Genomic DNA, 20,444 nt, shown 5'->3' with positions numbered 1-20,444 from the left:
CCAATCTCGGCATGTTCGGCATCAAGGATTTTGCCGCCGTCATCAACCCGCCGCATGCGACGATCCTGGCGGTCGGCGCCGGCGAGCAGCGGGCGGTGGTGAAGAACGGCGAAATCAAGATCGCCAACGTGATGTCGGTGACGCTGTCGACCGACCATCGCGCCGTCGACGGCGCGCTCGGGGCCGGACTGCTCGGCGCCTTCAAGCGTATGATCGAAAACCCGATGGGCATGCTGGTCTAAGAAGGGAAAAAAGGCGGTGCGGAAATTCTTCACCAGCCTTTTCGCCTTCATCCTTTCCGGCTTCGCCGGCGGGCTGGTCGTTCAGCAACTGGCCGTGCTCACCGGCGCGACGGAAGAATACATTCTGGTCTTCGCGGCGACGGCGATGAACCTCATCGTCGTGACGATCGGCTTCTTTCTGGTCCAGTTCCGCGCCGAGCCGATCCGGGCGGTCGACCGGATGCTCTGGTGGCTGCTTGCTGTCTTCGCGATCATTCTGGTCGCGCTCGCCGGCTGGACGTTCTCGGTGCCGGCCGAGAACCGGGCGACCGCAAGCGACCTGTCGATCGTCGCCGGGCTGGTCCTGCCCGGCGTCGTGGCCATTGTCATGCAATGGTTGTTCGTGCGCTGGCGGCTAAAACGCTCGACAGCAGGGTTTGGTAGAAGCGGGGCAAAAGCGTGAAGACAATTCTGTGCTACGGCGATTCCCTGACCTGGGGCTACGATGCCGCCAGCCTCGGCCGCCATGCGCTGGAGGACCGCTGGCCGAGCGTGCTCGGGGCAGAACTCGGGGGCGACGTCGCGGTCATCGCCGAAGGACTCAATGGCCGCACCACGGCCTTCGACGACCATCTAGCCGGCGCCGATCGCAATGGCGCCCGCGTCCTGCCGACGATCCTGACCAGCCATGCGCCGCTCGACCTCATCGTCATCATGCTCGGCGCCAACGACATGAAGCCCTGGATCCACGGCAATCCGGTCGCCGCCAAGCAGGGCATGCAGCGCCTGATCGACATCGTGCGCGGCCATGACTATCCGTTCGACTGGCCGGCGCCGCAGATCCTCCTCGTCGCGCCCCCCGCCGTGACACGCACCGACAATGCCGAGTTCAAGGAAATGTTTGCCGGCGGCGACGACGCCTCGAAGCGGCTGGCACCGCAATATTCGCTGCTTGCCGATGAGGCCGGCTGCGGCTTCTTCAACGCCGGCACCGTCGCAACCACCACGCCGCTCGACGGCGTGCATCTCGATGCCGAGAACACGCGGCGCATCGGCAAGGCGCTGGCGCCGCTCGTGCGCGTGATGCTGGAACTGTAACCCCTCAGAAAGATCAGGGAGTAAACCCGTGGCTGAATCTTACGACATCATCATCATCGGCTCAGGCCCCGGCGGCTATGTCACTGCGGTGCGCTCCGCGCAGCTCGGCTTCAAGACGGCGATCGTCGAGCGCGAGCATCTTGGCGGCATCTGCCTCAACTGGGGCTGTATCCCGACCAAGGCGCTGCTACGCTCGGCCGAGATCATGCACTATTCGGACCACCTCAAGGACTACGGCCTGAAGCTGGAAGGCGGCAAGGTCAGCCCCGACACCGCCGCCGTGGTCGACCGGTCGCGAAAAGTGTCGCTGCGGCTCAACACCGGCGTCGGCTTCCTGATGAAGAAGAACAAGGTCGACGTGATCTGGGGCGAGGCCAAGCTTTCCAAGCCCGGTGAGGTCGTCGTTTCGAAGACGGCGAAGAAGGCGATGGAGCCGCAGCCGCCAGTGCCGAAAGGCGTCAAGGGCGAGGGCACCTACACGGCCAAGCACATCATCCTGGCGACCGGCGCCCGGCCGCGCGCGCTGCCCGGTATCGAGCCGGACGGCAAGCTGATCTGGACCTATTTCGAGGCCATGGTGCCCAAGGAAATGCCGAAATCGCTGCTGGTCATGGGCTCGGGCGCCATCGGCATCGAGTTCGCCTCCTTCTACCGCACCATGGGCGCGGACGTGACGGTGGTAGAGCTGCTGCCCGCGGTGATGCCGGTCGAGGACGCCGAGGTCTCGAAGTTCGCGCAAAAACAGTTCGAGAAGCAGGGGATGAAGATCATCCTCGAGGCCAAGGTGACCAAAGTCGAAAAGGGCGCCAATTCGGTCACCGCTCATGTCGAGATGAAAGACGGCAAGGTCGAGAAGATCACCGCCGACCGCATGATCTCGGCCGTCGGCGTGCAGGGCAACATCGAAAACTTGGGGCTCGAAGCGCTCGGCGTGAAGACGGACCGCGGTTGTATTGTCGTTGACGGTTACGGCAAGACCAATGTGCCGGGCGTCTACGCCATAGGCGACGTCGCCGGCCCGCCGATGCTCGCCCACAAGGCTGAGCACGAGGGCGTCGTCTGCATCGAGAAAATAGCCAATTTCCCGGGCGTGCATGCCATCGACAAGCTGAAGATCCCCGGCTGCACCTATTGCAGCCCGCAGGTAGCGTCGGTCGGCCTGACCGAAGCGAAGGCCAAGGCCGAGGGCAAGGACATCCGTGTCGGCCGCTTCCCCTTCAGCGCCAACGGCAAGGCCATCGCGCTCGGCGAGGACCAGGGTTTCGTCAAGACCATTTTCGACAAGAAGACCGGGCAGCTGCTCGGCGCGCATATGGTAGGCGCCGAGGTGACCGAGCTCATCCAGGGTTTTGTCGTGGCGATGAACCTGGAGACCACCGAGGAAGAGCTGATGCACACGATCTTCCCGCACCCGACGCTGTCGGAAATGATGAAGGAGAGCGTGCTCGACGCCTATGGCCGCGCTTTGAACGCATGACAGGTCATCAACCGATGACAGGTCACCAATCGGTGATAAATCGCCGATCGGCGATATACGGCCAATCCGTGCTAACGTGGTCGCGCGAGACTCACACGCGGCAGCCGGAGAAACCTGACGGCAAGGCAGTTCGTATCCGGATGCATTTTCACCTGATCGAGGAGGAACTGGCATATGCATTTGAATGGCGTCGGCTGGATCGCAGCCATCGTCGTCGGCGGCCTGGCGGGCTGGCTGGCCGAGATGGTCATGAAGAGCAACACCGGCATCTTCATGAACATCATCATGGGCATCGTCGGCGCGATCGTGTTGAACGCGATCCTGCAGGCTCTCAACATCCAGTCGTTCGGCGTCGGCTGGTTCGCCTATCTGATCACCGGCTTCATCGGCGCCTGCCTGCTGATTTTCGTGGGGCGGCTTGTTCGCCGCTGAACGAAGGCCGCTATGCGAAAACGGCCGTGGCGGCATGCGCCGGCGCGGCCTTTTTCTTTGCGTTGAAAAGTCCTAGATGACGAAGATCGGCGGCTGAAAGCCGCGAAGGGTTTGAGATGGTCACAGTCGTAGACACGATCGCCAACCGGCCGCGCCCGCGGCATCCCGAGAAGGCGCACAGGCCCGACCAGGAAGTGCTGCGCAAGCCCGACTGGATCCGCGTCAAGGCGCCGGTCTCCAAGGGCTATGCCGAAACGCGCGAGATTGTGAAGTCGCACAAGCTGGTGACGGTGTGCGAGGAGGCCGGCTGCCCGAATATCGGCGAATGCTGGGACAAGAAGCACGCCACCTTCATGATCATGGGCGAGATTTGCACACGCGCCTGCGCCTTCTGCAATGTCGCGACCGGGATCCCGACCGCGCTCGATCCGGATGAACCGGCGCGCGTGGCGCATGCCGTCAAGCAGATGGGCCTGAGCCATGTCGTCATCACCTCGGTCGACCGCGACGACCTCGCCGATGGCGGCGCACAGCATTTCGCCGACGTGATCCGCGCCATCCGCGCGGAGACGCCGTCGACCACGATCGAGATCCTGACGCCCGACTTCCTGCGCAAGGAGGGCGCGCTTGAGATCGTCGTGGCGGCCAAGCCCGACGTCTTCAACCACAATCTCGAAACCGTGCCCTCGAACTACCTGACGGTCAGGCCGGGCGCCCGCTATTTCCATTCGATCCGGCTTTTGCAGCGGGTCAAGGAACTCGACCCGTCGATCTTCACCAAGTCCGGCATCATGGTCGGTCTCGGCGAGGAACGGAACGAGGTGCTGCAACTGATGGACGATCTGCGTTCGGCCAATGTCGACTTCATGACCATCGGCCAGTACCTGCAGCCGTCGAAGAAGCACCATCCGGTGATCCGCTTCATTCCGCCCGACGAATTCAAGTCCTACGAAACGGTCGGCAAGACCAAGGGCTTCCTGCTTGTGGCCTCGAGCCCGCTGACGCGCTCCTCGCATCATGCCGGCGAGGATTTCGCCAGGCTGCGTGCGGCGCGCGAGGCGCAGCTCGCGAAGCCCAGCTGACCTTCAATGCCGAAATTCGAGGCGACACGCCACGTCGCGCATACAGCTGACGAGATGTTCGCGCTGGTCGCGGACATCGAGGCGTATCCGCAATTTCTGCCGCTCTGTGAATCGCTCACCGTGCGCTCGCGCAAGGAGCGCGACGGCCGCACCATCCTGGTTGCCGACATGAGCATCGGCTATAAGGCCATCCGCGAGACCTTTACGACGCAGGTGCTGCTCAATCCGGCCGAGCACGCCATCGATGTCAAATACATCGACGGACCGTTCAAATATCTCAGCAATATCTGGCGCTTCGATCCTGCCGACAACGGCTGCGAGGTGCATTTCTTCATCGACTACGAATTCAAGAGCCGCATCCTCGGCGCGGTGATGGGCACGATGTTCGACCGCGCCTTCCGCATGTTTTCCGAAGCTTTCGAGAAACGCGCCGACGTCATCTACGGCGCAACGTCTGCCTAACGCTCGCCAAGAGCGCGCAATCCCAGCTGCAGCGCGTGCCGCACGGTCTCGTGCCGGATGAACTCGCGGCCTTTGTGGCCAAACAACTGCTGTTCCGCGACAACAGGCTGTCCGGCCAATGCAATCCCGAACCAGACAAGACCGATCGGCTTTTCCGCCGAACCGCCGCCCGGGCCGGCAATGCCGGTGACGGCCAGCGAGAGGCTGGCTTGCGAATGCGTGAGCCCGCCCGCTGCCATCTCCAGCACCGTCTCGCGCGAGACCGCGCCATGCGCGTCGAGCGTGGCGGCGGATACGCCGAGCATCTCCATCTTGGCTTCGTTGGAATAGGTGATGAAGCCGCGATCGACCACGGCGGAGGATCCGGCGATGTCGGTCAGCGCGGCGATGATCAGGCCGCCGGTGCAGCTTTCGGCGGTCGCCAGCATGATGCCGCGCTGCTGGCAGGCCTGGAGCAGGGCGTTTGCGAGTTCAGCGTTGCTCATGCCGGCACCTCGCCAGGATAGACGACGCTGGCCGTGGCGATCGCGGCGATGCCTTCGCCGCGCCCGACAAAGCCGAGCTTCTCATTGGTCGTTGCTTTGATCGAAATGCGCTCGGGCGCAATGCCGAGCATGGCGGAAAGCGCCTCCGTCATCGCCGCGCGATGCGGCCCGACGCGCGGCGCCTCGCAGATCAGCGTGATGTCGGCATTGGCGATGCGGCCGCCGCGCTCGCGCACCAGCTTCGCCGCGTGTTCGACGAAGATTTTTGAGGCCGCACCCTTCCATTGCGGGTCCGATGGCGGGAAGTGCGTGCCGATATCGCCGGCGCCGCAGGTCGCCAGCAGCGCGTCAGTCAGCGCATGCAGCCCGACATCCGCGTCGGAGTGGCCGGAGAGTTTTCGCTCGTAAGGAATGGCGACGCCGCAGAGCGTGACATGGTCGCCGGGCTCGAGTGCGTGCACGTCGTAGCCATTGCCGGTGCGAATGTCCGGGAAGCGCTGAGCGCTCGAGAGCCGCTGGTCGGCCAATGCAATGTCCCTTGCCCAGGTAAGTTTGACGTTGTCCGGCGATCCGGGAACGATCTTGACCGGAATATGCGCCCATTCGGCGATTGCGGCATCGTCGGTGAACTCCGCCTTGCCAAGGTGATGCGCCTTTTCATGCGCGGCGAGCAGCGGCCAGAACGGAAAACCCTGCGGCGTCTGCGCCGCATGAAGGCCGGCTCTCGACACCGTCTCGTCGATCATGCCGGTCGCCGATTCCCGCTTCAACGTGTCGGCGACGGGCAGCGCCGGCAGCGCACCCTGGCGCTCGCCGATGGCTTCGATGGTGCGGTCGATCAGGCCGGCGTCGACGAACGGGCGCACGGCGTCATGCACCAGCACTTTTGCAGGTGCCCGGTCCCGCAGCGCCAGCAGGCCGAGCCGGACGGAGGCCTGGCGCGACGGACCGCCGATAACAGTGATGAGACGGTCGGCATGCGCTCCCGCCGAGCGTTGCAGAAGCTCGGCATCGTCGGCATGGATGGCCACGACCACCGGACCGATCAGCGGGTGGGAGAGAAACATATCCAGCGTATGCGCGATCACGGCACGACCACCGATGCGCTGATATTGCTTGGGACCGTCGGCCTGTCCGGCGCGCGCGCCACGGCCTGCGGCGACGATCACCACCCCGATCCCGCCGCTCGTTCCCACCGCTTGCTTTTCGCTTGCCTCGCTCATTCCGATCGGTCCTAGAGCCGGATGATTTCAGGTCTGTTCGACCTGAAATCTGAATCCGTCTCTAAATCAAAGAAGTAGAGCATGATGTCGGCCGAAAACCGCTCACACTTTTCGGCATCATGCTCTAGTCGGGGTGATGGCCGAAGGCCAGCTTTTTCCAAAATGCGCCTTAATGTGACGTCATTGCGCGTTGCACAATGCCACACTTCTGGCTAGAGAATGTGCAACGATTGAACATGCTTGGTTTTTGTGCATGGCAGAACTGACCACATTGGCATCGCCGCTCGATATCGGCGGCGTAAGAATCCGCAATCGCGTGTTCCTGGCGCCGATGTCGGGCATCACCGACGAGCCGTTCCGGCGGCGTGCCCATGCGCATGGCGCGGGTCTGGTCGTGTCGGAAATGGTGGCGAGCGGCGAACTGGCCAAGGGCCGGGCAGGCTGCGACCTGCGCATCCGTCATTCCGGCCTGCCTGTGCATATGGTGCAGCTTGCCGGCCGCGAGGCCGCGCACATGGCTGAAGGCGCGCGAATCGCGGCGGGCGAGGGCGCCGACATCATCGACATCAACATGGGCTGTCCGGCGAAGAAGGTGACCGGCGGCTATGCCGGTTCGGCGCTGATGCGCGATCTCGACCATGCGCTATCGCTGATCGAGGCGGTCGTCGGCGCCGTTTCGGTGCCGGTGACCGTCAAGATGCGGCTCGGTTGGGACGAAAGCGCGCTCAATGCGCCGATGCTGGCGCGCCGAGCCGAGCAGGCCGGCGTCAAGATGGTGACCGTGCATGGCCGCACGCGCTGTCAGTTCTACCAGGGCAAGGCCGACTGGCGCGCGATCGCGCGCGTCAAGCAAGCGGTCTCGATCCCGGTGGTGGCCAATGGCGATGTCGGCTTGCCCGAGGAAGCGGCGACAATCCTCGAACTTTCCGGCGCCGACGCCGTCATGATTGGCCGCGCGCATTATGGCGCGCCTTGGGTCGCGGGCAGCATTGCGACGGCCGCGGCGGGCACAAGCACAGAGAGCTTTCCGCTGACGCCGCATGAGTTAACCGATTACGTCGTCGCGCATTACGAGGACATGCTCGCGCTCTACGGCGTCGAGAGCGGGCTGCGCCAGGCGCGCAAGCATATCGGCTGGTATCTGGACCGCCATGCTCCCGATGTTTGCGCCGAACAGCGCAAACGCATCCTCACGTCCTTCGAGCCGGACGACGTCGTTGCCGAGCTGCGTCGCGTGTTCGTCGACGGCGCGCCATCGACCAGCCTGCGGAGTGCGGCATGAAGGCGGACGTCCCACAGCCGACCGGCATGGCGGATGCCGCCAACATCGTGCTCAACACCATCCGCCGCCCGGTGATCATGGTCGATCCCGACGGCTTCATCACCTTCGCCAATGCCGATGCCGAAGACTTCTTCCGCTCCAGCGCGACCATGCTCGCCCGCAACACGCTCTCCAAGCTGGTGCCGTTCGGCAGCCCGCTGCTGACGCTGGTCGACCAGGTGCGCGAGCGCCGCGCGCCGGTCAACGAATACCGCGTCGATGTCTCGTCACCGCGCCTCGGCATCGAGAAGATGGTCGATCTCTATGTCGCGCCGGTGCCGGAGTTTGCTGGCTCCGTCGTCGTCATGTTTCAGGAACGGTCGATGGCCGACAAAATCGACCGCCAGATGACGCATCGCGGCGCCGCACGCTCCGTCACCGGTCTTGCCGCCATGCTGGCGCACGAGATCAAGAACCCGCTCTCCGGCATTCGCGGCGCCGCCCAACTGCTCGAGCTTTCCGCCTCCGATGAAGACCGCGCGTTGACCCGCCTGATCACCGACGAGACCGACCGCATCGTCTCGCTGGTCGACCGCATGGAAGTGTTTTCCGACGAGCGGCCGATCGAGCGCTATCCGGTCAACATCCACGTCGTGCTCGACCACGTGAAGGCGATCGCCAAGAACGGTTTCGCCAGGCGGATCAAGATCTTGGAGGAATATGATCCATCATTGCCTCCGGTCTTTGCCAACCGCGACCAACTGATCCAGGTCTTCCTTAATCTGGTCAAGAACGCCGCCGAGGCGATCGGCGCCGACCCGCAGGGCGAGATCGTGCTCTCGACGGCCTTCCGTCCCGGCATACGCGTTTCGGTCCCCGGAACGCAGGACCGCGTCTCGCTGCCGCTGGAATTCTGCGTCCATGATAACGGCCCCGGCGTGTCGGAGGACATCCTGCCGATCCTGTTCGATCCGTTCATCACCACCAAGCCGAACGGCTCCGGCCTCGGCCTGGCCCTGGTCGCCAAGATCGTCGGCGAGCATGGCGGCATCATCGAATGCGATTCGACGGCGCGCGGCACCACGTTCCGCGTCCTGATGCCGGCTTGGAAGGAGACCGCGCCAGGCACAGGCGACGAAACTGAAGGAGACCGCACATGACCGCTCGCGGCAATATTCTCGTCGCCGACGACGATGCGGCCATCCGCACCGTGCTCAACCAGGCGCTGTCGCGCGTCGGCCACGAGGTGCGTGTCACCTCGAATGCCTCCACGCTGTGGCGCTGGGTGGCGGCGGGCGAGGGCGATCTCGTCATCACCGATGTGGTGATGCCCGATGAAAACGCCTTCGACATGCTGCCGCGCATCAAGAAGGCGCGACCCGAGCTGCCGGTCATCGTCATGAGCGCGCAGAACACCTTCATGACCGCCATCCGAGCGTCAGAGACCGGCGCCTACGAATATCTGCCGAAACCGTTCGACCTGACGGAACTGCTCAACATCGTCAACCGGGCGCTGGCCGAGCCGAAGCGGCCGAAGCTCGATGCCCGCGCGGAGGACCAGCCTGAGACGATGCCGCTGGTCGGCCGCTCGGCCGCCATGCAGGACATCTACCGCATGCTGGCGCGCATGATGCAGACCGACCTCACGGTCATGATCAGTGGCGAGTCCGGCACCGGCAAGGAGCTTGTAGCGCGTGCGCTGCACGAGTATGGCCGCCGCCGCGGCGGCCCCTTCGTGGCCATCAACATGGCGGCGATCCCGCGTGATCTCATCGAATCGGAATTGTTCGGCCATGAGAAGGGCGCCTTCACCGGTGCCCAGAACCGCTCCAGCGGCCGCTTCGAGCAGGCCGAGGGCGGCACGCTGTTCCTCGATGAGATCGGCGACATGCCGATGGAAGCGCAGACCAGGCTGCTGCGCGTGCTGCAGCAGGGTGAATACACCACGGTTGGCGGCCGCACGCCGATCAAGACCGATGTGCGCATCGTCGCGGCCACCAATAAGGATCTGCGCACGCTGATCAACCAGGGCCTCTTCCGCGAAGACCTGTTCTATCGTCTCAACGTCGTGCCGCTGAGGCTGCCGGCGCTGCGCGAGCGCTCGGAGGACATTCCCGACCTGGTGCGGCACTTCTTCAAGCTGGGCACCAGCGAAGGGCTGCAGACCAAGCGCATTTCGGCCGGCGGCATCGAGCTTATGAAGCGCTATCCCTGGCCGGGCAATGTGCGCGAGCTGGAAAACCTGGTCCGCCGGCTGGCCGCGCTCTATTCGCAGGACGAGATTTCGTCGGAGATCATCGAGTCCGAGTTGAAAACCGGCGAGAGACCGGTCGTGCCGGATGGCGGCGCGCTCATCCCCGACGATCTGTCGATCGGCCAGGCGGTCGAGCATTTCCTGCAGCGCTATTTCGCCTCCTTCGCCGGCGAATTGCCGCCGGCTGGGCTCTACCAGCGCATTCTTGCCGAAGTCGAGTATCCGCTGGTGCTGGCTTCGATGACGGCGACACGCGGCAATCAGATCAAGGCGGCCGAGCTTTTGGGCCTCAACCGCAACACGCTGCGCAAGAAGATCCGCGAGCTTGGCGTCAACGTCTACAAATCGGCCAGGCAGCCGTAACGTCACCCCGCGAATTGGCGTTTTAATGAAATTGACTGGGTGAAAGGTTCCCGTCCCGGCCACACTTGTTGCATAATCGCCACAATGCGTTGCATACATCCGACGCAATGACCGACTCTGTAGCGCGACATGGCAGCTGAGGCTCCGATCCTGAACCAACCGCTTTTCAGCCACACCGGCACGCGTGACGGCCGGCGGTTGCTGGCGCTGCCCGGCGTGGTCGCTATCGTTGGCGCCGTGATCACGGCGGCGATCTCGTTTGCGATCCTGGTCGGCGCCACGCCGATCGCGCCGACAGCCCACACGACCTGGGCCTTGATCGCGGCCAATGCCGTCTTCGTTTTGTTCCTGATCGCCTTGATCGCCCGCGAGGTGCGGCGCATCGTCCTGGCGCGGCGCCACGGCAGGGCTGCTTCGCGGCTGCATGTGCGCATCGTCGCGATGTTTGCGCTGGTTGCCGCGATCCCCGCGATCATGGTGGCGATCATCGCCTCGATCACGCTCGACATCGGCCTCGACCGCTGGTTCGAAATGCGCACCAAGACGATCGTCAACTCGTCGCTGTCGATTGCCGACGCCTATGTGCAGGAGAACGCGCGCAACCTGCAGGGCACCACCTTGTCGATGGCCTACGATCTCGACGCCTCGCGCACGCTATACGGTCTCGACCGTAGCGGTTTCCTCGATCTGTTGAACAAGGAAGCCGTTGGCCGCGGACTGGCGCACGCCGCGCTGATCAAGCCTGACGGCTCGTTCGTCATGAAAGCCAAGACCGACGCCGACTTCGCCATGCCGGAGCCGCCGGCGGGCGCCGTCGACACCGCGGCGGCCGGCAAGCCGGTGCTGATCGAGCCGCGCACCCGCAACATCATGGGCGCCATTATCAAGCTGCGCGAGATCGAAGGGCTCTACCTGTACACGATCCGGCTGGTCGATCCCGACGTGATCAAGGCGCGCCAGATCGTCAGCTCCAACACAGACGAATACCGCAACCTCGAGGATAACCGCCGCACCTCGCAGGTCGCCTTTGCGCTGCCCTATCTATCGCTGACGCTGATCATCACCCTGTCGGCGATCTGGACCGGCATCGCGGTTGCCGACCGTATCGTGCGGCCGATTCGCCAGCTGATCGGCGCCGCCGACGAGGTGGCGACCGGCAATCTCGACGTTGCCGTTCCCGTGCGCCAATCCGATGGCGACGTCGCCTCGCTTGGCGAGACCTTCAACAACATGATCCTCGAGCTCAAATCGCAACGCAACGAGTTGCTATCGGCCAAGGATCTGATCGACGAGCGCCGGCGTTTCTCCGAGGCGGTGTTGGCCGGCGTCACCGCCGGCGTCATCGGCGTGGACCCTTATGGCATCATCACCATCGTCAATCGCTCGGCAGAAACCATGCTGGCGATTTCGGCGAACGCGGCGCTGGGCCAGAACCTTTCGGCGGTCCTGCCCCTTGTCGGCCGCGTCTTCGAGATCGGACGCCAATCAGGCAAGCCGGTCTATCGCGAGCAGGTGACCTTCTTCCGCACCGGCCTGGAGCGCACTTTCAATGTCCAGGTCACCGTCGAGGCCGCTGACGACGGCGAGGAGGAGAAATCCTACGTGGTCACGGTCGACGACATCACCGACCTGGTCCAGGCTCAGCGTTCGTCGGCCTGGGCGGACGTGGCGCGGCGCATCGCGCATGAAATCAAGAACCCGCTGACGCCGATCCAGCTCTCGGCCGAGCGCATCAGGCGCCGCTACGGCAAGGTCATCACCGAGGACCGCGAGGTCTTCGACCAGTGCACCGACACCATCATCCGCCAGGTCGAGGACATCGGCCGCATGGTCGATGAATTCTCGGCCTTTGCTCGCATGCCGAAGCCGGAGATGAAGACGATCGATCTGCGTGAATCGCTGCGCGAGGCGTCCTTCCTGGTCGAGGTCAGCCGCCCCGACATCGCCTTCCAGCGCGACTTCGGCAGCGAACCTTTGAAGGGCACCTTCGACAGCCGATTGATGGCACAGGCCTTCGGCAACGTCATTAAGAACGCCGCCGAAGCGATTGACGGACTTGATGCGGAAGACCGTTCGGACGGCACAATCCGGATTCAAGCTGGACGCCAAGATGGCGCCATACGAATCGATGTTATCGACAACGGCAAGGGGCTGCCGCGCGAGAATCGCCAAAGGCTTCTCGAGCCCTATATGACGACGCGGGAGAAGGGCACCGGGCTTGGCCTCGCTATCGTCAAGAAGATCGTGGAAGACCATGGCGGCCGTCTCGAATTGCATGACGCGCCAGCGGATTTCCATGGCGGCCGGGGCGCGATGATCTCGATCATCCTGCCCCCGGCAACGGTCGTAGCCGCGCCGCCACGCGGTGAAGGTCGAAGCGAACACGAAAGAGAAACTGAAAAGGTCGGTAATGGCGTCTGACATTCTCATCGTCGATGACGAGGAAGACATCCGCGAACTTGTCGCTGGTATCCTGAGCGACGAGGGTCACGAAACCCGCACGGCACATGATGCCGACAGCGCGCTCGCGGCAATTGCCGATCGCGCGCCGCGGCTGATTTTCCTCGATATCTGGCTGCAAGGCTCGCGCCTCGATGGCCTGGCGCTGCTCGACGAGATCAAGACCATGCACCCTAACATGCCGGTGGTGATGATCTCCGGCCACGGCAATATCGAAACGGCGGTGTCAGCCATCCGGCGCGGCGCGTACGACTTCATCGAGAAGCCATTCAAAGCCGACCGCCTCATCCTGATCGCCGAGCGTGCGCTGGAGACATCCAAGCTGCGGCGCGAGGTCTCCGACCTCAAGCAACGCAGCGGCGAGACCTTTGACCTGATCGGCATGTCCTCGGCGATGAGCCAGTTGCGGCAAACCATCGAGCGCGTCGCGCCGACCAACAGCCGCGTCATGATCGTCGGCCCGTCCGGCTCCGGCAAGGAACTGACGGCGCGGGCCATTCACGCGCTTTCATCGCGCAAGGGCGGCCCGTTCGTCACGCTGAGCGCTGCCACTATCACGCCAGAGCGCATGGAGATCGAGCTGTTCGGCACCGAATCCAACGGCACCGAGCGCAAGGTCGGCGCGCTGGAAGAGGCGCATCGCGGCATCCTCTACATCGACGAAGTCGCCGATATGCCGCGTGAAACGCAAAACAAGATCCTGCGCGTGCTGGTCGAGCAGCAATTCGAGCGTGTAGGCGGCACCAAGCGCGTCAAGGTCGATGTCCGCATCATTTCCTCGACCTCGCAAAATCTCGAAGCCATGATCGCCGACGGCCGCTTCCGCGAGGACCTCTACCATCGCCTGGCGGTGGTTCCGGTCATGGTGCCGGGGCTTGCCGAGCGGCGCGAGGATATTCCTTACCTCGTCGATAATTTCATGAAGCAGATCGCACGCCAGGCCGGCATCAAGCCGCGCCGCATCGGCGACGACGCGCTTGCCGTGCTGCAGGCTCACAACTGGCCGGGCAACGTTCGCCAGCTGCGCAACAATGTCGAGCGGCTGATGATTCTGGCGCGCGGCGGGGAAGCCGATGCACCGATCACGGCCGACCTTCTGCCCTCCGAGATCGGTGACGTGATGCCACGCACGCCGAACCAGTCGGACCAGCACATCATGGCGCTGCCGCTGCGCGAGGCACGCGAGCAGTTCGAGAAGGACTATCTGATCGCCCAGATCAACCGCTTCGGCGGCAACATCTCGAAGACGGCCGAGTTCATCGGCATGGAACGGTCCGCCTTGCATCGCAAGCTGAAGTCGCTGGGTGTGTAAAAGCAATTCCAGGAAAAGTGAGCGGCGCTTTTCCGTCCGGAATTGCATAAACTCCGAAGGGCTGCTTGGCCCACGCGATTGTCCATTACGGCAGGGGCGGAATCGCCTAAGAAAGCTCGATATTACCCTGAGGATGCCCATGCCGCGCATTGCCTATGTCAACGGCCGTTACGTCGTCCATGCCCAAGCCAGCGTGCACATCGAGGATCGCGGCTTCCAGTTCGCCGACGGCGTCTATGAGGTCTGCGAGGTGGCGCGCGGCCATATCGTCGACATGCCGCGTCATCTCGCGCGGCTCAAGCGCTCGCTGAAGGAACTGTCGATCGCCTGGCCGGTGTCGGAAGGCGTCTTGCCGATGCTGCTGCGCGAGGTTGTCAATCGCAATGGCGTGGTCAACGGCCTTGTCTATGTGCAGGTGACGCGCGGCGTTGCCAGCCGTGAGTTCGTCTTTCCGGCCGCAGGCACGAGGTCGTCCCTGGTCATAACTGCCAGGAAAGCCGATCCGGGCGCGGCGGCGAAACGGGCGGAGACCGGCATCAAGGTTATCACGGTGCCGGAGAATCGCTGGGACCGGGTCGACATCAAGAGCACGGGCCTCTTGCCCAATGTGCTCGCCAAGCAGAAGGCCAAGGAAGCAGGCGCCCAGGAAGCCTGGTTCGTCGATACCGACGGAAACGTCAAGGAAGGCGGCTCGTCCAATGCCTGGATCGTCACAAAGGACGGCGTCCTGGTTACCCGGCCGGCCGAGCACGGCATCCTGCGCGGCATCACCCGCACGACGCTTTTCGACGTCGCCACCAAGCTTGGCCTGAAGATCGAGGAGCGTGGTTTTTCGGTCGCTGAGGCCAAGGCGGCCAGAGAAGCGTTCATCAGCTCGGCGACGACAATCGCCATGCCGGTGGTCGAAATCGACGGCGCGCCGATCGCCAATGGCCATCCTGGCTCTATGACACTTTCGTTGCGGCAAGCATTTTTTGACGTTGCGGAAAAAAGTCCAGCCTGATAACCGCACAACTGGAATGAACCTTAACTATCTCGTTCTGCTTGCCATTGTGTTGGCAAGAGGGGGTTTGCGCGCTTGACAGGTGCCGCGTAATTTGGCGCATTGGCCCGTAAACCGAAGGGGATCGGCGAAAGACAAGAAAAATGGCGGAACGATCGCAAAACCTTCAGGACCTGTTCCTGAACTCAGTTCGCAAGAGCAAAAACCCACTCACCATCTTCCTCATCAATGGCGTGAAGCTGACCGGTGTGGTCACTTCGTTCGACAATTTTTGTGTGTTGTTGCGGCGTGACGGGCACTCCCAGCTCGTCTACAAGCATGCCATTTCCACGATCATGCCGAGCCAGCCGGTTCAGATGTTCGATGGCGAGGAAAGCCAGGGCGCCTGATTGGCACGTGATAAGGACGCGGACCGCAGCGTTCGCGGAAAACAAGGACATCAACTCGGGCCGGAAGCCAAGGATCCGACCCGAGCCGTTGTGATTGTGCCGGTGCTCACCCGCCAGCCGCGCGGCGACGAGGAAATGAGCCGTCCGCGTCTGAGCCGCTCGGCCGATGCCCGCCATGACGAAGCGGTCGGGCTTGCCAGCGCCATCGATCTCAATCCGGTCCATACGGCGGTCGTGACGGTCGCCGACCCGCGGCCGGCGACGCTGCTCGGCAGCGGCAAAGTGGCCGAATTCGCCGACATCGTGAAGGAGCGCAAGGCGGAGCTGGTCATCGTCGACCACCCGCTGACGCCGGTGCAGCAGCGCAATCTCGAAAAGGAACTCAACGCCAAGGTGCTCGACCGCACCGGGCTGATCCTCGAGATCTTCGGCGAACGGGCGCGCACCAAGGAAGGCACGCTGCAGGTCGAGCTTGCCCATCTCAACTACCAGAAGGGCCGGCTGGTACGCAGCTGGACCCACCTCGAACGGCAACGCGGCGGTGCCGGCTTCCTTGGCGGTCCCGGCGAAACCCAGATCGAATCCGACCGCCGCATCCTGCAGGACAAGATCACCAAGCTGAAGCATGAACTGGAAACGGTTCGGCGCACGCGCGACCTGCACCGCGCCAAGCGCAAGAAGGTGCCGTTCCCGGTCGTCGCGATCGTCGGCTACACCAATGCCGGAAAGTCGACGCTGTTCAACCGGTTGACCGGGGCAGGGGTGCTGGCCGAGGACATGCTGTTCGCGACGCTCGACCCGACGCTGCGGCGCGTGCGGCTGCCGCACGGCACGCCGGTCATCCTGTCGGACACCGTGGGTTTTATCTCCGACCTGCCGACTCATCTTGTGGCCGCTTTTCGGGCAACGCTGGAAGAGGTCGTCGAGGCCGATCTGGTGCTGCATCTGCGCGACATCTCCGATCCGGACACGGCGGCGCAGGCGGAGGATGTTGAGCGCATCCTTGCCGATCTCGGTGTCGACGCCGCCGACGACAAGCGCGTGATCGAGGTCTGGAACAAGATCGACCTGCTCGACGAAGGCAACCGGGAGCGGCTGCTTGCCGAAGGCGCGAGCGGCAAGGCACCGCCGATCGCCATATCCGCGGTGACCGGCGAAGGACTGGACACGCTGAAGGCGCTCATCGAGACTCGCGTGTCGGGCGAACTGGAAACGATGACGGTGACCTTGAGCCCCGCCCAGCTTGGCCAGGTCGACTGGCTCTATCGCAACGGCGATGTCGTTTCGCGCGCCGACAACGAGGACGGCAGCGTCACCCTCTCGCTGACGGCAACGCACAGCGCCAGGCAAGAGATCGAGAGCCGCCTGCATCGCAAGAACGGCAGCTGACCGGCTGTTATTTGGCGCTTTTGGCCTGCTGCCAGAGCGCTTCCATCTCGTCGAGCGTTGCCTTCTCCAGTGAACCGCCCGAGGCCTCCAGGGCCTGCTCGACATAGTGGAAACGCGAACGGAATTTTTCGTTGGTGCCGCTCAAGGCCGCTTCGGAGTCGAGCTTGAGGTGGCGGCCGAGATTGACCAGGGCAAACAGCATGTCGCCGAACTCGTCCTTGATCGGTCCGGTATCGCCCCCGGCGAGCGCTTCGCGCAATTCGCCGATCTCTTCCTCTATTTTATCGAGGATCGGTGCTGCCTCGCTCCAGTCGAAGCCGACACGCGCGGCTTTCTCCTGCAGCTTCAGGGCTCGCGTCAGGGCAGGGAGCGCCACCGGCACGCTGTCGAGAAAACCCCTGCCGTGATCTTCCGGGTCGAGCCCGCGCGCGATGCGGGCGTCGCGCTTCTCGGCTTTTTCGGCCGCCTTGATCTTCTCCCACATGCCCTTGGCCATGCCGGCGCTGCGCGCCTTCTCGTCGCCGAAGACGTGCGGATGGCGGCGGATCATCTTGGTGGTGATGGCCTCGACGACATCGCCGAAAGCGAACTCGCCGATCTCCTCAGCCATCTGCGCGTGGTAGACGACCTGAAGCAAGAGGTCGCCCAGCTCCTCCCGCAGATCGTCGAAATCGCCGCGCGCGATCGCATCCGCCACCTCGTAGGCTTCCTCGATCGTATAAGGCGCGATGGTCGAGAAATTCTGCTCGATATCCCAGGGGCAGCCGGTCTTCGGCGCCCTGAGCGCAGCCATGATCTCGATCAGCCGGGAAATGTCCTTGGAGGGCTTCATGGGTCGAGCCTATCCCGCGACCGACGTCCGACCAATCCTGGCCGGACGCTGAAACGAGTTGTCCACAGCCTCAGTCGAGCACCGAGACGATCGCCTTGGCGAGATCGTCCATGCCGACCTCAGGCAGGCCGGCAACGTTGATGCGGCTATCACCGACCATATAGACGGCATGCTCGGTGCGCAGCCGCTCGACCTTCGCTTCGGTCAGTCCAAGCCTGGAAAACATGCCGCGATGGCTGGCGACGAAATCGAAACGGTCGGAGTTGGATTGCCGGCGCAACGCTTCGGCGAAAGCAACGCGCAGCCTGAGCATGCGCAGCCGCATCTCTTCAAGCTCCGTCTCCCAGTCCTTTCTGAGGTTTGCATCCTCCAGCACCATGCGCACCGCCGCGGCGCCATGATCCGGCGGCATCGAATAGAGCGCGCGTGCCGCCGCGAGCATCTGGCTCATCGCCACATCGGCCTGGGTGCCGTCCTTGGCCATGATCATCGCAGCACCCACGCGATCGCGATAGACGGCGAAATTCTTCGAGCAGCTCGAGGCTACCACCATTTCCGGCACCCGTTCGGCCAGCAGCCGCAGGCCGGCGGCGTCGGCGTCCAGGCCCTCGCCAAAACCCTGATAGGCGATGTCGACGAAAGGCAGCAGTCCGCGCTCCAGAAGCACGTCGGCGACCTTGGCCCACTGCGTGGCATCGAGGTTGGCGCCGGTCGGGTTGTGGCAGCAGCCATGCAGCAGCACGACATCGCCGCTGTTTGCGATCTTGAGCGCCGCCAGCATCTCGTCGAAGCGGACAGCGCCCGAGGCGGCGTCGAAATAGGGATAGTCGCGAACCTGGAGGCCGGCGGCGCGCATCACCGGCGGATGGTTCGGCCAGGTCGGGTCGGATAGCCAGACGGTCGCGCCGGGGCGCGTGCGCTGCACAAGCTCGGCCACCAGCCTGAGCGCGCCCGAGCCGCCCGGCGCCTGGGCCGCGCGGATGCGCGACAGGTCGGCCTTGTCGCCAAAGGCAAGCTTGATCATAGCGGCGTTGAAGCCCGTATCGCCGGCAAGGCCGAGATAGGTTTTTGTGTCCTGGCTCGCCAGCAGCCGCTTCTCGGCCTCGCGCACGGCGCGCATCACCGGCGTCCTCCCGTCGATATCCTTGTAGACGCCGACACCCAAGTCGACTTTGCCGGGCCGCGGGTCGTTGCGGTAGAGGCCGATCAGGGCAAGGATCTTGTCGGCCGGCGCTGGCTGCAGGGTCTCGAACATCGAAAGGACTCCAATGGCGGCGGAGTGATACGCAAATCGACAGTGCTGCGCCAGCGCTTTCCTCTCCACCAGCCCCACAGAAAAGAAATGCCGGGCAGGGATTAAAGTCCCTACATGCTCCGTAAACAGGGCATGAAACGCTCAATGGCACGCTTCGATATTGTCGGGCAGTTGGGATCGCTGCGGCGCTATGCGCGCTCGCTGACGCGCGACGGCACTGATGCCGAGGATCTCGTCCATGACGCGCTGGTGCGCGCCTATGAGCGGCGCGCGACCTTTCGCTCGGGCGGCAATCTGCGCGCCTGGCTGCTGGCGATCGTGCACAACATCTTCATCGACCGCATGCGCTCGCGCCGCTCCGAGGCGGCGCGCATCGAACAGGCCGGCCTTGTCGCTGACCAGAGCATGCCGGCCTCGCAGGACCATTCGGTGCGCCTGTCGCAAGTCCGGGAGGCGTTTCTTTCGCTCCCCGAGGAACAGCGCTCGGCGCTGCATCTCGTGGCAATCGAGGGGCTGTCCTATCAGCAGGCAGCCGAAGTCATCGGCGTGCCGCTCGGAACGCTGATGTCGCGCATCGGCCGCGCGCGTGCCGCGCTGCGCGAGATGGAGGAGGGCGCGGCGCCGAAAGCCAGGCCGCATCTCAGGATCGTGGGAGACGATCAATGACCGCTAGTGTCGACCCCGTGACCGATGCCGATCTCGACGCCTATGTTGACGATCAGCTGAATGTCGCCCGCCGCATCGAGGTCGAGGCCCACCTCGCCGCCCGCCCGGAAGCGGCGGCGCGCGTGATGTCGGACCTGAGGACACGCGACGAACTTCGCGTCGCGCTTGCCGGGCCCGTCGGCATTGCCCGTCCGGCCACGACCGAAGCAGCGCGGCGGCTGGAAAGGGCGCTTGCCAGGGGGCGTATGCTTGCCGTGCTGCAGCGCGCCGCGGCCGCGGCCGTGCTGGTCGCAGCGGGCTGGCTGGCCAACGGCATTTTCGGGCCGATCGCGGTGACCAAGGTGGTCGCCTCGACTCAGCCGCCCGCCTATGTCGAAGACGCGGTGAGAGCGCACCGCACGACCTTGATGCGCGAGACGATGCCGTCGCAGAAAGAGGCGCCGGGCTACGATGCCGACGAGATCCGCGCCGCGACCGCGATCGTCATGCCCTCGCTGCCCGACGACTGGAAGATCCGCGACGTCCAGGTGTACCCCTCGCAATTCGGGCCGAGCGTCGAGATGGCGGTCGAGACCAGGGACCTCGGCCTCGTCTCGCTGTTCGCCATCAGGCCGGGCACGTTCGACGTCGTGAAGCCGACAATCGCGCCTGCCGACGACATTTCGTCGGCCTATTTCCAGATCGGTGAGGTTGCCTATGCCGTGGTCGGGCGCGGCGACGCCGGCAGCCTCGACCGTGCCGCCGAGAAACTCGCCAGAACTCTCTACTGAGAACCAAGGA

Annotated in this window: 21 protein-coding genes; 17 read left to right on the top strand and 4 right to left on the bottom strand. The window is 64.0% G+C overall.

From position 1 onward, the window contains the following. From EN869_RS15060 to EN869_RS15030, 7 genes are all read left to right on the top strand, one after another. A partial coding sequence (locus EN869_RS15060; RefSeq protein ID WP_189342937.1) for a 2-oxo acid dehydrogenase subunit E2 occupies positions 1-242 on the top strand: 242 nt, incomplete at its 5' end. A gap of 16 nt (positions 243-258) precedes the next feature. Next, the gene (locus EN869_RS15055; RefSeq protein ID WP_127226540.1) at positions 259-684 is read left to right on the top strand and encodes a hypothetical protein; all 426 of its coding nucleotides are present in this window, start codon (positions 259-261) and stop codon (positions 682-684) included. Then, positions 681-1,319, top strand: a complete 639-nt coding sequence (locus EN869_RS15050; protein ID WP_127226539.1) for an SGNH/GDSL hydrolase family protein — start codon at positions 681-683, stop codon at positions 1,317-1,319. The genes EN869_RS15055 and EN869_RS15050 overlap by 4 nt, the downstream gene beginning before the upstream one ends. A gap of 28 nt (positions 1,320-1,347) precedes the next feature. Further along, on the top strand, positions 1,348-2,796 hold the full coding sequence (lpdA, locus tag EN869_RS15045) for a dihydrolipoyl dehydrogenase (RefSeq protein WP_127226538.1): 1,449 nt from the start codon (positions 1,348-1,350) through the stop codon (positions 2,794-2,796). Positions 2,797-2,970: 174 nt separating this feature from the next. Further along, complete coding sequence (locus EN869_RS15040; RefSeq protein ID WP_127226537.1) at positions 2,971-3,228, top strand: GlsB/YeaQ/YmgE family stress response membrane protein; 258 nt, start codon at positions 2,971-2,973, stop codon at positions 3,226-3,228. A gap of 116 nt (positions 3,229-3,344) precedes the next feature. Beyond that, positions 3,345-4,310: a lipoyl synthase gene (lipA, locus tag EN869_RS15035; protein ID WP_127226536.1), complete on the top strand. Its 966-nt coding sequence runs from the start codon at positions 3,345-3,347 to the stop codon at positions 4,308-4,310. Between the two features lie 6 nt (positions 4,311-4,316). Beyond that, positions 4,317-4,772, top strand: a complete 456-nt coding sequence (locus EN869_RS15030) for a type II toxin-antitoxin system RatA family toxin (RefSeq protein ID WP_127226535.1) — start codon at positions 4,317-4,319, stop codon at positions 4,770-4,772. Here the strand turns inward: EN869_RS15030 and EN869_RS15025 are convergent. Beyond that, positions 4,769-5,257: a CinA family protein gene (locus tag EN869_RS15025; protein ID WP_127226534.1), complete on the bottom strand. Its 489-nt coding sequence runs from the start codon at positions 5,255-5,257 to the stop codon at positions 4,769-4,771. The genes EN869_RS15030 and EN869_RS15025 overlap by 4 nt on opposite strands. Beyond that, positions 5,254-6,480 (bottom strand): bifunctional 2-C-methyl-D-erythritol 4-phosphate cytidylyltransferase/2-C-methyl-D-erythritol 2,4-cyclodiphosphate synthase, encoded by a 1,227-nt coding sequence (locus tag EN869_RS15020; protein ID WP_127226533.1) that lies wholly within the window; start codon positions 6,478-6,480, stop codon positions 5,254-5,256. The genes EN869_RS15025 and EN869_RS15020 overlap by 4 nt, the downstream gene beginning before the upstream one ends. 253 nt (positions 6,481-6,733) lie before the next feature. Between EN869_RS15020 and dusB the strand changes: the two genes are divergently transcribed. The 8 genes from dusB to hflX all read left to right on the top strand — a co-directional run bounded on the left by dusB (position 6,734) and on the right by hflX (position 16,911). Continuing rightward, a complete protein-coding gene (gene dusB, locus EN869_RS15015; protein ID WP_127226532.1) occupies positions 6,734-7,762 on the top strand; it encodes a tRNA dihydrouridine synthase DusB in 1,029 nt (342 codons plus the stop codon). Beyond that, positions 7,759-8,901, top strand: a complete 1,143-nt coding sequence (locus EN869_RS15010) for a nitrogen regulation protein NR(II) (protein ID WP_127226531.1) — start codon at positions 7,759-7,761, stop codon at positions 8,899-8,901. Before dusB ends, EN869_RS15010 begins: the two co-directional genes overlap by 4 nt. Continuing rightward, a complete protein-coding gene (gene ntrC, locus EN869_RS15005) occupies positions 8,898-10,358 on the top strand; it encodes a nitrogen regulation protein NR(I) (RefSeq protein WP_127226530.1) in 1,461 nt (486 codons plus the stop codon). Before EN869_RS15010 ends, ntrC begins: the two co-directional genes overlap by 4 nt. A 129-nt stretch (positions 10,359-10,487) precedes the next feature. Continuing rightward, entirely contained in the window at positions 10,488-12,779 is a 2,292-nt protein-coding gene (locus tag EN869_RS15000; RefSeq protein WP_127226529.1) for a PAS domain-containing sensor histidine kinase, read from the top strand. Then, positions 12,769-14,130, top strand: a complete 1,362-nt coding sequence (locus EN869_RS14995) for a sigma-54 dependent transcriptional regulator (RefSeq protein ID WP_127226528.1) — start codon at positions 12,769-12,771, stop codon at positions 14,128-14,130. Before EN869_RS15000 ends, EN869_RS14995 begins: the two co-directional genes overlap by 11 nt. 139 nt (positions 14,131-14,269) lie before the next feature. Further along, positions 14,270-15,133 carry a D-amino-acid transaminase gene (locus EN869_RS14990; protein ID WP_127226527.1) on the top strand — a complete coding sequence of 288 codons (864 nt, stop codon included), beginning with the start codon at positions 14,270-14,272 and terminating at the stop codon, positions 15,131-15,133. 143 nt (positions 15,134-15,276) lie between these two features. Beyond that, on the top strand, positions 15,277-15,522 hold the full coding sequence (hfq, locus tag EN869_RS14985; protein ID WP_006202172.1) for an RNA chaperone Hfq: 246 nt from the start codon (positions 15,277-15,279) through the stop codon (positions 15,520-15,522). Next, positions 15,523-16,911 (top strand): GTPase HflX, encoded by a 1,389-nt coding sequence (hflX, locus tag EN869_RS14980; protein WP_127226526.1) that lies wholly within the window; start codon positions 15,523-15,525, stop codon positions 16,909-16,911. A gap of 7 nt (positions 16,912-16,918) precedes the next feature. Here hflX and mazG read toward each other — a convergent pair whose 3' ends face one another. Both mazG and EN869_RS14970 read right to left on the bottom strand, forming a co-directional pair. Beyond that, on the bottom strand, positions 16,919-17,743 hold the full coding sequence (gene mazG / locus EN869_RS14975; protein WP_127226525.1) for a nucleoside triphosphate pyrophosphohydrolase: 825 nt from the start codon (positions 17,741-17,743) through the stop codon (positions 16,919-16,921). Positions 17,744-17,813: 70 nt separating this feature from the next. Further along, positions 17,814-18,998, bottom strand: coding sequence for an amino acid aminotransferase (locus tag EN869_RS14970; protein WP_127226524.1), 1,185 nt, complete (start codon positions 18,996-18,998; stop codon positions 17,814-17,816). A 144-nt stretch (positions 18,999-19,142) separates the two neighbouring features. Here EN869_RS14970 and EN869_RS14965 point away from each other — a divergent pair, with 144 nt between their 5' ends. Together EN869_RS14965 and EN869_RS14960 are read left to right on the top strand one after the other, a co-directional pair. Continuing rightward, positions 19,143-19,664 carry a sigma-70 family RNA polymerase sigma factor gene (locus tag EN869_RS14965; RefSeq protein ID WP_245489418.1) on the top strand — a complete coding sequence of 174 codons (522 nt, stop codon included), beginning with the start codon at positions 19,143-19,145 and terminating at the stop codon, positions 19,662-19,664. After that, positions 19,661-20,434, top strand: a complete 774-nt coding sequence (locus EN869_RS14960) for an anti-sigma factor (protein ID WP_127226522.1) — start codon at positions 19,661-19,663, stop codon at positions 20,432-20,434. Before EN869_RS14965 ends, EN869_RS14960 begins: the two co-directional genes overlap by 4 nt. Positions 20,435-20,444: the final 10 nt, after the last annotated feature.

Origin of the sequence: Mesorhizobium sp. M2D.F.Ca.ET.226.01.1.1 (assembly GCF_004022705.2) — a bacterium.
GTDB lineage: Bacteria > Pseudomonadota > Alphaproteobacteria > Rhizobiales > Rhizobiaceae > Mesorhizobium.
This window is presented reverse-complemented; position numbering and strand designations above follow the sequence as displayed.

Bases quoted from the DNA above. Each gene is read 5' to 3' on its own strand.
- mazG (WP_127226525.1), bottom strand. From the start codon at position 17,743: ATGAAGCCCTCCAAGGACATTTCCCGGCTGATCGAGATCATGGCTGCG.
- hfq (WP_006202172.1), top strand. From the start codon at position 15,277: ATGGCGGAACGATCGCAAAACCTTCAGGACCTGTTCCTGAACTCAGTT.
- EN869_RS15030 (WP_127226535.1), top strand. From the start codon at position 4,317: ATGCCGAAATTCGAGGCGACACGCCACGTCGCGCATACAGCTGACGAG.
- ntrC (WP_127226530.1), top strand. From the start codon at position 8,898: ATGACCGCTCGCGGCAATATTCTCGTCGCCGACGACGATGCGGCCATC.
- EN869_RS14990 (WP_127226527.1), top strand. From the start codon at position 14,270: ATGCCGCGCATTGCCTATGTCAACGGCCGTTACGTCGTCCATGCCCAA.
- EN869_RS14995 (WP_127226528.1), top strand. From the start codon at position 12,769: ATGGCGTCTGACATTCTCATCGTCGATGACGAGGAAGACATCCGCGAA.
- lipA (WP_127226536.1), top strand. From the start codon at position 3,345: ATGGTCACAGTCGTAGACACGATCGCCAACCGGCCGCGCCCGCGGCAT.
- EN869_RS14960 (WP_127226522.1), top strand. From the start codon at position 19,661: ATGACCGCTAGTGTCGACCCCGTGACCGATGCCGATCTCGACGCCTAT.
- dusB (WP_127226532.1), top strand. From the start codon at position 6,734: ATGGCAGAACTGACCACATTGGCATCGCCGCTCGATATCGGCGGCGTA.
- EN869_RS14965 (WP_245489418.1), top strand. From the start codon at position 19,143: ATGGCACGCTTCGATATTGTCGGGCAGTTGGGATCGCTGCGGCGCTAT.
- EN869_RS15040 (WP_127226537.1), top strand. From the start codon at position 2,971: ATGCATTTGAATGGCGTCGGCTGGATCGCAGCCATCGTCGTCGGCGGC.
- EN869_RS15010 (WP_127226531.1), top strand. From the start codon at position 7,759: ATGAAGGCGGACGTCCCACAGCCGACCGGCATGGCGGATGCCGCCAAC.
- EN869_RS15025 (WP_127226534.1), bottom strand. From the start codon at position 5,257: ATGAGCAACGCTGAACTCGCAAACGCCCTGCTCCAGGCCTGCCAGCAG.
- EN869_RS15000 (WP_127226529.1), top strand. From the start codon at position 10,488: ATGGCAGCTGAGGCTCCGATCCTGAACCAACCGCTTTTCAGCCACACC.
- EN869_RS14970 (WP_127226524.1), bottom strand. From the start codon at position 18,998: ATGTTCGAGACCCTGCAGCCAGCGCCGGCCGACAAGATCCTTGCCCTG.
- EN869_RS15020 (WP_127226533.1), bottom strand. From the start codon at position 6,480: ATGAGCGAGGCAAGCGAAAAGCAAGCGGTGGGAACGAGCGGCGGGATC.